The sequence below is a fragment of the Bacillus sp. ISL-34 genome (assembly GCF_018613325.1).
Taxonomy (GTDB): Bacteria; Bacillota; Bacilli; order Bacillales; family DSM-1321; genus Peribacillus.
On the sequence record NZ_JAGGQJ010000025.1, the window covers coordinates 217,990 to 230,070 of the forward strand.

Here is a 12,081-nt window from a genome sequence, read left to right on the forward strand (position 1 = left end):
CAAGTGATACTGAAAGGATAAAGTCCAATAATAAATTTCTAATTAATTTTCTTTGTATATTTTCAATCAAGAATTGTTTAACTTTTAATGATCATTGATTTGCATTAAAAAAGCTGCGCCAGCGCAGCCCTAAGTATAAATAATATTATAAGTGGGTTTAATCACTCCGTTTGAATAATGTTTCATATCAACTAAATCTAATTTTAGACTTGGCTTAACGCTGCCGAAAAGAGGGATCCCTTCACCGATTATGACTGGATTCACTTTCAGCACCAATTGATCAATGAGTTTATGTTTTAATAACGATCCAGCCAATTCTCCGCCCCCGCAAAGCCATAGCTTTCCGTCACCTTGCTGCTTGAGGTTTTCAATAAACGCAACGGAGTTTCCTTCGATAAGTTCTACCTTCTCATTCGATTCAAACTGAAGGGAGCTCGAGAATATATAATGTTTCAAACCCTTATAGCCCGGTTCACCCGGTTTAGCTCCGAATTGAAATCCAAATTCATATGTTTTACTTCCCATCAACACCGCTTCATATTGCTGGATATCGGATAAAAAGTCCGGGACATGATCTCCTTCAAATAAGAAAAAAGAATGATTGATATTCCCTTCCAACATTGCTTGGTCGGCAATGAAATTGTCCAGTGAAACTGCTACATGATATACCAATTCTGCCACTTGGCATCCCTCCAAAAGTGATTTACACATTTTACACGAACTTTATTTCATTAGCCTCATATGGTATCAGATAGCCATATCGATTATTTTTTTGATATGGTCTTCATTTGTTTCGACATCCACTTGAGTACATAGGTATTTATTTAGTCTAAGGAATTCTGGGATCATACGTCTCAACGTTTTCATAATTTCATTTGAATCGCGGCCACAATCCCAACTTTCCAACATGGATAATTGCTTTCCAGCTAATATACTTCTATTGCCTTCGATTTTTGTCCATACTCCATAAGGCCCGTCTACATGTTCTTCCATTTCCATATACCACCCAGACACAATCAGCCACCGTATCCTATCAAGATTGGATAGTGCATATAACATTTCTCTCCTCATGACGGCTCTGTAGGTTTCATGGACAAAGGCAAGCAGCTTTCCTCTCCAAAGTTCAACTTCATCCGGTGAAGGTTCATAAACTTGTTTTGCGGATTCATTAATAACATGACTCATAATATTAAAGGGATCATAAAGAACTTCAACCTCTTTTAACCAAATGGAGGGTACAACTTCCTCAGGTGCGTGATACCAGCTATCCACTTTCACAAATGTATCATAATGAGTGACGACATACGGTGAGGAAGGATTGCAGTCTTCGTGAAATGTAACATTTCCCCAGTTATTGGCTCTTTTCCTTTTTCCCTTTAAAAAATCTGCTTTCCGTTCTGGAATAACAATGGTATGCAAATCTATATCTGAGTAGTTATCATCGTTTCCTTTTGCTAATGAACCGGCTAAGTAAATAGCCAAAACATCAGGATCTGCCGATAAATCTTTTAATGCATTTTTCAAAAGAATATCGCGTTGTTTCGGTAAAAATGCATCTCTTTCTATATGTTTACTAACGAATCCCGCACACAAAACCATCTCCTTTTTTTGTAAAACCGTTAAAGTAATATATATTCGTGAATCAGAATAAAATCCCTTCCGTAGAACTGCCGTGTCAGTGATATAAAATGATTCTTACCACCTTGTTTTCTTGGCTGAGTATCAAGTTCCCGCTTTACCGGGTATCTATCCTCATTCTCGCCTGTATGGTATTATTTTGAATATTAAGTTAAAAGGAGGCATCATTTCATGTTTTTTGCAAATACTCCCGACCCACCCTATTACGCTTGTATTTTCACTTCTCAAAGAAGCGATAAGGATGCCGCAAGCTATAATTCAACCGCTGAATTCATGGTTGAACTTGCTGCCCAACAAGATGGCTATTTAGGAGTGAAAAGCGTAAGAGATCAAAACGGTTTAGGAATTACCGTATCCTATTGGAAGTCCCTGGATGCCATAAAGCTTTGGAAAGAAAATGCTGCTCACAAAAAGGCACAGGAAAAAGGTATGAAAGATTGGTACTCGTCATACTCAACCCGAATTTGCAAGGTGGAAAGAGATTATACAAGCAAATGAGTAAACTAAGATTTATGAATATATAGTTATAAAAAAGACCGCTCTACTATTTTGGGTTTGTAAATTCGAACGTTGATTTCCATTCCAGGCACTCGCTTCCGCGGGCGGTCCGGGAGCCTCCTCGGCGCTCTTCGCGCCTGTGGGGTCTCCCTTGGACGCGCTTTTCCTGCAGGAGTCTCGTACCTTCCATTTCAATCAACTAGATTTTTTTTCACTTTAGGATGTTCATCCCAAACCATGTTATAGACTAATTCCCATTATGGATTTTTACTGTTTTATGAAACACTTATTAAATTGGACAATTTCACCATACCCTTGGAGAGTAACTTTCAGATACCCAAGACGCTTGCGGTTAGAACTTTTTTAAACTGAAATCAAACTAGTTTTCCATTGAGTTTGTCTTCAGCATGAGACTAAAATCCCAATTGGTAATCATCCCCTCAGTAAAATCGTAAAAGAGCTTCGGGATGAGAGCATTCCGAAATCCACTTTTGTCGACAAACAGAGACCGCTTCTTAAACGATCTTCACAATGGATTAATTAAAAGGAAATGCCGTTAAGATCTTCTTTTAGGAGCGAGTACATATATAAATCATCGAATTTGCCACGAGTATATTCATAATGCCTTAGCAATCCTTCTCTTCTAAACCCTTGCTTTTCCACTAGTTTTTGGGATGGGAGATTATCCGGTTCAATCAAGGCCTCAATCCTTTCCAGGTGAAAGTGACGATAACCATACATAACAACGGCTTCCAACGCTTCACCTGCAATGCCTTTCCCCCAATGATCTTTAGTTAATTCATATCCAATTTCAGCTCGATGATGTTTGGTGACCATATTCAGAAAACCGCAACTTCCTATAACCTTACCGGAATTCTTTAATGTAATTCCCCATCTGATTCCCGTGCCTTCTTCGAATATAGATTCGTACCACTTAATTTCATCCCATACGTCATTTACGGTTTGGCATGGATCTAACCCCAATGGCTTCACTACATCCGTATCAGATAGATATTTAAACATATCATGCGCATCTTCTATTGTTACTTTTCTTAAAATCAATCGTCTTGTTTCAATAAGCGGAAATACCTTCTCCATCCAAATTCCCTCCTCTAAATCCCCTTTTCCATATTTAACTATTTTAATCATTACCTAATTAAAGGAGATAATCAACGCATTATTGCTTAAAAATTAATGTTAATAATTAAAAGGCGTCCCTACTTTCGTAGAAACGCCTTTTTCCCGTTTATTTAATTCCTTCATTAAAAAGAATTTTTTGTTTCCTTTACTGCTGAAATGATTAAAAACATGGGCCTTCGATTTTCATCTTTCATTTCAGGAACACTTTTTAACATTTCATCAGAAGGCATTGGTTCCTTTACTGCTTTAATGCTGAAACCAGCACCAATCAAGTCATTCATATATGTTGAAATCGTACGATGATACTTTACTACGTTTTCGGTTAAGAAGGTTGTTTCTCTCACACCTTCGAATTGATAGTTGTCAACTGGCCAATGCAGATGATTTCCGTGATCATCTACATGCCATTCTTGTTCGTTGCGAGAAGTAAAGATTGGATGTTCAACCGAGAAAACAAAAGTGCCTCCATGCTTTAAACAATCATGGACCTTTTTGCAGATTGCCTCATATGACTCAATGTAATGAAAAGCCAATGAACTGATGACCACATCAAATTCAGAGCCGGAAAAATCGATGTCTTCAATTGGCATTTTAATATATGTAATGAAAGGGTCATCCGTTTTTTCACGTGCTCTTTGAAGCATATTGTCGGAAATATCCACACCAACGACGGAACTTGCCTGTTGTTCACGGGCAAATCGGCAATGCCAGCCGAAACCGCAGCCCAGATCAAGTACACTCTTATTACGCAGATTAGGCATTAACTCTTTTAAAACATGCCATTCCCCGGCAGCTTCAAGTCCTTTGACTGATCGTGGCATTTGCTCATATGCAGAAAAGAAATTTTCATCATCATATTTGTTTTGTTTCATATTCATACATCTCCTATTATCAAGATAGCCTCCTAAGATTCATACCACATCTATTACAGGAGGCTACCTATCTCCTTCTCACCATTTTTCCACCTCATTTTCTTGATGAATCACTGTCCTAATACTAACACACTGCTTTTTTTTCCTACATCTCCGTTGTTCGTCATATTGATCTCTTTAGTGGTGTATACATTGATCTCAATAAGTTAAATCGTTCGCTTTAGGCCTTATCTCCTAATGTCTTTTTTAGGAGTAAGACTTTTTTACTCATCCTTAATAAGTTATCGAGAAGATAAGCAAACTATACCATATTGCAGCTATACGGAATCTACCTAGGCATAGTTCGCTACAAATTAATCCAGGTAGTAAAAAGGATAAATGTATATCGTTTAATCAAAATGTAATGGGGTGAATGTTGTTTATGAGAATGAAAAAAGCATTAATAGGTCTCTCACTCTTATGTATGATTGTTCCTGGTATTGCCAAATCGGCTGATTCCGTTGCTGAAAATGATCGAAGCAATATCGTGGCAAATTGGAAATTCACCAAACAACATGTTAAAAGCGGTTCAATCGATAAAGGTAATTTGATTATAGAAGATACAAGCAGACATGGAAATGATTTAGAGTTAGTGACGATAGGTGATCCTGCCTCGACTGAATTAAAAAATATGGTTCAATGGTCTGAAGAAGATTATCATGATCAAGAAAAAGTGGATAGCCTGGAGTTCGCTAATTACGAAAACGCCCCTTCAGGAAGGTATTTCAAAACCAAAAAGGGTTCACCTATCAATTCGGAGAATTTCGATAAGGGTTTTACCATTGAAGCGATTTTTAAGTTGCCAAGTGATTCCAAGAGTGTCATGGGGCTTTTTTCTAGACAAGGACAGGCTGCCGACCTTAATAAAATGGAAGGCGAGAAGAAAATCCTTTCTGCTTTAACTGTATCAAGTGATCAAAAAATCCACTGGACAAGCCATCCATCCAATTTAAATTATAATGTAAGCAATTGGTCTCGATCATTAAATGCTGATGAATGGTACCATTTGGCGGTTGTTAATGATGGTAACACGACGACTCTGACTTTGAATGGCGTTAGTGATTACGGGAAATCAGAAAAAGTAATAGGTATTGCAGCAGTTAAAGGTAAAGGCTGGAACATCGGAGCATCTGAGTGGGGAAATAAGTTTAATGCACTATTCAAAGGGAATATGCAGGAAATACGAATTGCCAATAAGGCTTTAACTGAAAAAGAATGGCTTGTGCAGGATGCCCGTGACGATGAACCATTCGAAGGATCAAACAAAACTTTACCCTTTCTAACGAATAAAAAGAATTATAATTTTCTTTTTGTCCCGGATACCCAGAAATATTCAAGCCAAAATCCAGAGATTTTCAATAGCCAAATGAACTGGATTTCCAATAACACCAAGAAGAACAATATCATCATGAATACATTTGTTGGGGACATTGTCGATAGTGATTCAGAAATACAATGGCAGAATTCCCTCGGAGCCATTTCCCATTTGGATAAAAAGGAAGTTCCATATATGATGGCGGCTGGGAATCATGACTATGCGGACGGCGATCCTTTCTTAACGCATTATGGGCCGCAGCGTTTTTTGAATAAAAAATACTATAAGGGGTCGTCTCACTCTGGGTATAGCTCATATGCAATCGCTAAGGCGGGGAGTTATGAATATTTAATCTTGATAGTGGATATGAAAAATCTGCATAAGGACCTGGAATGGTCAAAAAAAGTCCTGAATCAGCATAAAGATAATCCGACAATCCTCGTTTCGCATGATATTATATTCCCGAAGGTTAAGGATGATAAAACCATTGCCGCCCAATCGTCTAATGGCCGGCTGATCTGGGATGAACTTGTAAAGAACCATAATCAAGTATTCATGACGGTTAATGGACATTATTTTGGGATAGCACATCGGGTAAAACAAAACTCAGCAGGAAATGATGTCATTCAAATGCTGGTCAATTACCAAACGAATTATCGAGGGGGGAATGGCTGGCTTAGACTTGTAGAATTTGATGAAAAGAAAAATGTTTTGTTATTCCGTACCTATTCCCCATTTGTCGACGAAATGTCTAAAAAAGAAAAATCCTATATCGATTATAAATTTTTAACAGATGAAAATAATTACTTTAAAATGGCTTGGGACTTTAAAAATAGATTTAATTTTAGGTGAATGAAATCCAATTCCCCAGGTGTACCTGATCGATCTAAAGCAACCTGGGTGAATTCCATTTTTGGGTGCCCTCCCGAGTCTAACAAGAAGGATAAAAGTTCAATCTTCATGAATCAAGAATGCTGCGATTTTTACTACTTGGTTTAAACATCTATCATGCTGCTTTTTTCATCACTGATTTATACTTTCCGAACCCATTAACGACAAGAACCCCTAATATAGCAATTGCGCCGCCAATGACTGAAAGGGTACTAGGCACCTCCTGCAGCCAAACCCAAGCGACAAAAATGGCAATTACAGGTTCAATGTATAACAGACTAGAGACGGAACTGGCTTTTCCTAATGACAGTGCGACTGCCCAAGTTACGTAACCGATGGCCGCAGGGAAAACACCAACGAAAATCGCTGATAAATGACCTTCCATCGTTGCATGTTGAATTTCTTGAAATAGCCCAGGAAAAAATATAAAAAAGGGTATTGTACCGATCCATGTGAAATACGCTGTCAATTCAATCGGATTATAACGGCTGAACAGTGGCTTCTGGAAAACAAAAAACACTGCAGAAGCAATAGCAGACATCAGCACTAAAAAGGCACCTTCTGAAATTTTCAGGGAAGGGCCTGCAGTACCTAATGTTATTAAGGTGATCCCTGTGAATCCTATACCTAAACCAATCCATCCTAATAGGCCGAGGCGTTCTTTTAAAACGAACGCAGCAATGATCGCGATGAAAACAGGTGCTGAACCAATCAGCATTCCAGCCGTTCCCGCCGAAACGGTTTGTTCCCCGAATGTAACCCCGATATGATAAATACTAATACCAATAAATGCAAGGATCGATATCCTCAGCAAATCCTCTTTTTTCGGGAGTCGAAATTTCACCCCAGGCCATAGAGCATAAAGGACAAAAATCCCTGATGCTATAAGATAACGAACAAGTACCAAATGGCCGGCTGAATACCCGCCATGTAAGCTTGCACGAATAGCAGCGAATGTAGATCCCCAAATAATAACTGTAATTGATGCCAATAAAAATGCCTTAGTGTTCAAAACCTATTCCTCCCAACCATTCACTATAAACTGAAGGTATCATGGATACGTGAGAACTTCAATAAAATTTCTATCTCGCTGTGAAGTGGCACAGTAAAATAACGAATCAGAATACATTCTGAGATGTAATCATCGGTTGGTGAAGAAATCCTTTCCATATGGGATTGGATAGGAAATCTTCATTAAAAGATTGATAAGGTTAGAAAAGCATGCTAAACCAAAAAGTTCTATCTAAAAGTTTAAGCAAATTTGATTGGAGCGGATGTGCGAGACTCTTGCGGGAAAATCGTGTCCAGGCGAAACCCGAAGACACAAAGGGGCCGAAGAGCGGACCGCTTGCGGAAAGGGAGTGCCTGGAGGCAACGTTCAAATTGTACAAACCCTAAAAACTGCTGAATTTTTCAACAAGACTGGATTATTCTTAATGTTTTTTCACTGTAATCCTTATTGGATTGAAGAAATTTGCGACACTCCTGCCGAATTACTGGTTAGCCGAGACACCGCAGCCGCTTACGGCAAGGAGGCTTGGCAGACAGTCGGCGGAAAGGGAGCGGATTTCTGAAATCAACTGGAACGTTTTTTAATAAAAAAACTGTATCAAAACTCGATTTTCATTGAGTTTTGATACAGAATTAATTTTATTAACTATTTTCTGGTTTCCAAGATGAAAAGCGTCTTTCAATAATGCCTAATAATGAAGTAAGAATGATTCCTGTAATCGTAATGACCAACACTCCAACAAACATGCGATCTGTTTGTAGATTTTGACCATTGCTTGTCAATTGATATCCGATACCAGCTGTCGAAGCGAATAATTCACCTACAACTACAGCAATTAATCCTTGACCAATACCTAAGCGAATACCGTTTAAAAGGAATGGTACCGTCGAAGGCAATGCAATTGTTTTAAAAATTTGAAATTCACTTGCACTAAATGTTCTTGCTGCTTTTATTAAGTTTTGATCCAATGTTAACATTGCCTTTTGAGCGCTCATCACTATTGGAAAGAAGGCCATCAAAAATACTATCACAATTTTTGATGCTGGTCCTATTCCGAATGCAATGATGATCACTGGTAAAAGGGCGACTTTAGGCGTTACATATAATCCTGAAATGAAAGGGTTAACTACTGCATTGAAGTTAGAATTCCAGCCCGATAACACACCAATTGGAATTCCAATTAGTATTGCTAAAACAAAGCCTGCAACAAATTCGTAACCACTCACCTTCATATTTTCCCAAAAAGATACTTCTTGGACCATTAAAACCGCTGCTTGTGCAATTTCAATTGGTGAGCTAATGAACAATGGATTTATCCATTCATTTTGAGAAGCAACTTCCCAAAGCAACAGGAATATTAAAACAGAAGCAACACTGATAAAAAATGACTTCTTTTCTTTTTTTATTTTCTTCGTCTTTTTTATCTTGTGCTTTGATTGTGTTAGTTGGATCGTACCCTTCGTCATATTATTCTCCTTTCCCTTTATTATTTTTCTTTATTATCGAAAACTTGTTTTGAAGACTCCTGTTCTATAATGGACCATATATGGTCTACAAACTCTAAAAATTCCGGGCTACGCTTCACATGGAGATCTCTCGGTCTGGGTATATCAACATCAACAACCTCCACTACACGTCCTGGTCTTGCTCCAAAAACAAAAACTCTATCAGCTAAAAATACCGCTTCATCAATTTGGTGTGTAATAAAAAGACTTGTCTTTTTTGTCTCATCCCATATTCTAAGTAACTCACCTTGCATAAATTCCCTGGTTTGTGCGTCTAATGCCGAAAATGGTTCATCCAGTAATATTAATGACGGGTTTACCGTTAATGCGCGAGCCAAGTTTACCCTTTGCTGCATCCCCCCTGATAATTCGTGGGGATAATGATTTTCATAACCTTTTAAACCGACCATTTCAATAAATTCTTTAGCCTCTTTCTTTTTCTCTGGTGTTACTTGCTTTAGCAGTTCAACTCCATAGAGAACATTTTCCAATACTGTTCTCCAAGGTAAAAGACTCGGGTTTTGAAAAACCATTGCCCTATCCTTGCCGGGCCCGTCAATTTTTTGCTGATCTAATAGAATTTCTCCCTTACTTGGCTTAAGTAATCCAACTACAGTATTTAAAAAAGTGGTTTTTCCACAGCCGCTCGGCCCAACAATACATATAAATTCACCATCTTTGATATTTAAGTTTATATTCTGCAGGGCAATCACTTCTGCACCAGTTTTATTGTTTACGTAAGTAACATCTAAAAAACGAGTAGACAATTTGAACTTTTCCAGTTGTGCATTTTCCATCTTAACTATCATCTCCTTTCTATCCAATTATTTTTTAAAAGCTTCTTCTATATAACCATTTGTCCAAATAACATCTTCAGTAGTATCCTGTTTAGTAGAAACGCCTGACAACTTGCCAAATTCAACTAACGGATCTTGGGCATTATCCCAAGCTTCTTGATTCATTTCTCCATAGCCTTTAAAAGTGCTTTTCAATCCGATTATTGATTCCTCTAGAATATCAACATCAATTCCATCAAAATAAGATACGATAGATTCGGCTGCCTCTCTTGGATTATTACGTGTAAATTCCATACCTTTCCCAATTGCCCGAACCACTTTCAAAGATGTTTCGTGATTTTCTTCTAAGTATTCTTTTTTAGCAAAAACAGCTTCCCAGACCATATTCCCATACATTGGCTCTTCACTTGTATTGATTACAATCTCACCAACATTTTTACTTTCCGCTTGTAAACCCATTGGAGGTGATGCTATTCCCCCGTCAACAATTCCCTCCTGCATACCGCCAATCTTCGATCCATCTCCTGCTAATTTGACGGTTTTAAGAGTATTGGGATCAACACCATGCATTTGCATTAAATATCGGGTGTATACGTCTCCAGAATCGCCAACAAGGTTAGTGCCAATGGTTGCGCCATTCAATGAAGCAACTTTATCTTCAAGTGTTGAGTCTTTAGAAACATTCTTTTTCTTTTGATATTGTTTAGAGAGAGTAATTTGATAGGTTAGCGCTGAATTTAAAGATTGAATAGCCAATAAATCTTCACCTTTGTCAAGAGGAGTGAACATACTTCGAGGACCTGAGACCGCAAACTGAGCTTCACCTGATAATACAGAAGCAATTACTTGTGCTCCACCACCACCAGATACAATCTCTGCTTCAATTCCTTCTTTTTCAAAAAACCCTTGCTCGATGGCTACATACAATGGGGCAACTGACAATAACCGTGCAGGTTCCGTAAAAGTAAGCTTAACCGTTTTTCCTTCTGAATTCCCTTTATTTTCTGTAGTTGTTTCGTCACTTGGACCGCATGCAGATACTAATAACACCAAACAAAGCAGAACGAACGCCAATTTATTCTTAAACATATTCCTTACCTCCCTAAATCAGATATATTTTTAGTTCAATTGAAAATTGTCTATTAAATATTCCCATTCCTCCCCCTGTTTTTTGTTTTATATTCAAAACATAATTTCATATACATATCAATTCTAAATCAGCTGTCCCATTATGGTCAATTATAATTTCGGAAAATTTAGATAATTAAGTGGATTGCTGCACAAAAAAAAGACACTCTTTTAAACCATGTGTGTCCTTTAACTAACTGCTTTAAAGTAAATAGATAAATAACATTTCTATATTATTTCCTGAAAAATCATCTATATTTGATATTTGATTAATCTCACATTGAGATATATAATAAAAACAAGAAAAAAAGAAAGCGTTTTCAATGTTTAAATACTTCGTTACTTCTCATACTATAAGGAGGATTTAAGATGAGCCAAGTAGAAAGAAATTCCAAATTGCAGAAATTAATTGAGCAACAAAAATTCAATGAGAAAGAAATTTCCTGGATGACAGATTCACAGATTGAATATTATCACTGGCTCTATTTTGATGACTCTGTTTATGATTATATGTAACTCAAATATAAAATGATAAAAAGCGGGAAAAACATTGATAATTCAGGGTTTCCCGCTTTTACTTTTATCACTTTCAGAAATAATCCAACAACATTAAGGGATCATATAAATCCAGAATCTTATCATCTAACTTGATAACTCAGCCTTTACGATAAATTTCCGAGCCGATGATATATGTTATGTAAACTAGAAAATTGTGTAATAAAAGAGGATCCTTAAAGCCCCTACTCTTATGTACGATGACACAAAGATAAGTACATTGGGGACATGAATTTGAGTACATAGAGTTATTAATCCACTCAAAACCGCACCAATTCAATCTCTAACTGTTTTGAGATACAAAATCGAGTACATTATAAACAATACAGTCATATAAATTTATCTGTAAACAAAAAGGGGAATGCAATATCTATACCCTCCCCTTTTTCGAACACAACTTATTTTTTTAATCTTCTTGATTATTTTATAAAAAAGATTGATCATTTTTGTGATCCTTAATGAACTCCCTCAGTTTAATTGATAATGCTCGCGAATACTCGCTTATTCGCAGGATTTCAAACCACATGGTATAGGTTGCTTTAGATGAACGAAAGAGATCGGACCGTTTTGATAAGATGAGGGCAGATTGAAATAGGGGATCTGTTAAAAATCCCATATTATTACATATGCTGCACACATTTTCCACGCTGCCCCTGGATGCTTTCCCTCCCATGTCTCAACGGGTCATAAT

The 12,081-nt window shown here is 37.4% G+C and carries 12 protein-coding genes; 4 read left to right on the plus strand and 8 right to left on the minus strand.

The window, feature by feature from the left end:
* Nucleotides 1-129: 129 nt before the first annotated feature.
* Nucleotides 130-681, minus strand: coding sequence for a dihydrofolate reductase family protein (locus J7E52_RS18425; RefSeq protein ID WP_214749669.1), 552 nt, complete (start codon nt 679-681; stop codon nt 130-132).
* 66 nt (nt 682-747) lie between these two features.
* Nucleotides 748-1,593 carry a nucleotidyltransferase domain-containing protein gene (locus tag J7E52_RS18430; RefSeq protein WP_286197874.1) on the minus strand — a complete coding sequence of 282 codons (846 nt, stop codon included), beginning with the start codon at nt 1,591-1,593 and terminating at the stop codon, nt 748-750.
* Between the two features lie 216 nt (nt 1,594-1,809).
* Here J7E52_RS18430 and J7E52_RS18435 point away from each other — a divergent pair, with 216 nt between their 5' ends.
* Entirely contained in the window at nt 1,810-2,136 is a 327-nt protein-coding gene (locus J7E52_RS18435; RefSeq protein WP_214749675.1) for an antibiotic biosynthesis monooxygenase family protein, read from the plus strand.
* A 540-nt stretch (nt 2,137-2,676) separates the two neighbouring features.
* On the opposite strand, the gene J7E52_RS18440 is transcribed toward J7E52_RS18435, so the two are convergent.
* Together J7E52_RS18440 and J7E52_RS18445 are read right to left on the minus strand one after the other, a co-directional pair.
* Nucleotides 2,677-3,234: a GNAT family N-acetyltransferase gene (locus J7E52_RS18440; protein ID WP_214749678.1), complete on the minus strand. Its 558-nt coding sequence runs from the start codon at nt 3,232-3,234 to the stop codon at nt 2,677-2,679.
* Between the two features lie 164 nt (nt 3,235-3,398).
* Nucleotides 3,399-4,148: a class I SAM-dependent methyltransferase gene (locus J7E52_RS18445; protein ID WP_214749681.1), complete on the minus strand. Its 750-nt coding sequence runs from the start codon at nt 4,146-4,148 to the stop codon at nt 3,399-3,401.
* A gap of 421 nt (nt 4,149-4,569) precedes the next feature.
* On the opposite strand from J7E52_RS18445, the gene J7E52_RS18450 reads away from it, so the two are divergent.
* Nucleotides 4,570-6,354 carry a laminin G domain-containing metallophosphoesterase family protein gene (locus tag J7E52_RS18450; protein ID WP_214749684.1) on the plus strand — a complete coding sequence of 595 codons (1,785 nt, stop codon included), beginning with the start codon at nt 4,570-4,572 and terminating at the stop codon, nt 6,352-6,354.
* Between the two features lie 154 nt (nt 6,355-6,508).
* On the opposite strand, the gene J7E52_RS18455 is transcribed toward J7E52_RS18450, so the two are convergent.
* Complete coding sequence (locus J7E52_RS18455) at nt 6,509-7,405, minus strand: DMT family transporter (protein ID WP_214749687.1); 897 nt, start codon at nt 7,403-7,405, stop codon at nt 6,509-6,511.
* Nucleotides 7,406-7,667: 262 nt separating this feature from the next.
* Here J7E52_RS18455 and J7E52_RS18460 point away from each other — a divergent pair, with 262 nt between their 5' ends.
* The gene (locus J7E52_RS18460) at nt 7,668-7,967 is read left to right on the plus strand and encodes a hypothetical protein (RefSeq protein WP_214749691.1); all 300 of its coding nucleotides are present in this window, start codon (nt 7,668-7,670) and stop codon (nt 7,965-7,967) included.
* 79 nt (nt 7,968-8,046) lie between these two features.
* Here J7E52_RS18460 and J7E52_RS18465 read toward each other — a convergent pair whose 3' ends face one another.
* Genes J7E52_RS18465 through J7E52_RS18475 form a run of 3 tightly spaced genes read right to left on the minus strand, consistent with a single transcriptional unit; the run spans nt 8,047 to nt 10,796 of the window.
* Nucleotides 8,047-8,871 carry an ABC transporter permease gene (locus J7E52_RS18465; RefSeq protein WP_214749694.1) on the minus strand — a complete coding sequence of 275 codons (825 nt, stop codon included), beginning with the start codon at nt 8,869-8,871 and terminating at the stop codon, nt 8,047-8,049.
* Between the two features lie 20 nt (nt 8,872-8,891).
* A complete protein-coding gene (locus J7E52_RS18470; RefSeq protein ID WP_214749697.1) occupies nt 8,892-9,707 on the minus strand; it encodes an ABC transporter ATP-binding protein in 816 nt (271 codons plus the stop codon).
* A gap of 27 nt (nt 9,708-9,734) precedes the next feature.
* Nucleotides 9,735-10,796 carry an ABC transporter substrate-binding protein gene (locus tag J7E52_RS18475; RefSeq protein ID WP_214749700.1) on the minus strand — a complete coding sequence of 354 codons (1,062 nt, stop codon included), beginning with the start codon at nt 10,794-10,796 and terminating at the stop codon, nt 9,735-9,737.
* A gap of 408 nt (nt 10,797-11,204) precedes the next feature.
* Between J7E52_RS18475 and J7E52_RS18480 the strand changes: the two genes are divergently transcribed.
* On the plus strand, nt 11,205-11,351 hold the full coding sequence (locus tag J7E52_RS18480; RefSeq protein ID WP_214749703.1) for a BH0509 family protein: 147 nt from the start codon (nt 11,205-11,207) through the stop codon (nt 11,349-11,351).
* Nucleotides 11,352-12,081: the final 730 nt, after the last annotated feature.

What these genes read in the sequence shown, in the direction of transcription:
- J7E52_RS18435 (WP_214749675.1), top strand. Translation starts at nt 1,810, where the DNA reads ATGTTTTTTGCAAATACTCCCGACCCACCCTATTACGCTTGTATTTTC.
- J7E52_RS18440 (WP_214749678.1), bottom strand. Translation starts at nt 3,234, where the DNA reads ATGGAGAAGGTATTTCCGCTTATTGAAACAAGACGATTGATTTTAAGA.
- J7E52_RS18445 (WP_214749681.1), bottom strand. Translation starts at nt 4,148, where the DNA reads ATGAAACAAAACAAATATGATGATGAAAATTTCTTTTCTGCATATGAG.
- J7E52_RS18450 (WP_214749684.1), top strand. Translation starts at nt 4,570, where the DNA reads ATGAGAATGAAAAAAGCATTAATAGGTCTCTCACTCTTATGTATGATT.
- J7E52_RS18460 (WP_214749691.1), top strand. Translation starts at nt 7,668, where the DNA reads ATGTGCGAGACTCTTGCGGGAAAATCGTGTCCAGGCGAAACCCGAAGA.
- J7E52_RS18465 (WP_214749694.1), bottom strand. Translation starts at nt 8,871, where the DNA reads ATGACGAAGGGTACGATCCAACTAACACAATCAAAGCACAAGATAAAA.
- J7E52_RS18470 (WP_214749697.1), bottom strand. Translation starts at nt 9,707, where the DNA reads ATGGAAAATGCACAACTGGAAAAGTTCAAATTGTCTACTCGTTTTTTA.
- J7E52_RS18475 (WP_214749700.1), bottom strand. Translation starts at nt 10,796, where the DNA reads ATGTTTAAGAATAAATTGGCGTTCGTTCTGCTTTGTTTGGTGTTATTA.
- J7E52_RS18480 (WP_214749703.1), top strand. Translation starts at nt 11,205, where the DNA reads ATGAGCCAAGTAGAAAGAAATTCCAAATTGCAGAAATTAATTGAGCAA.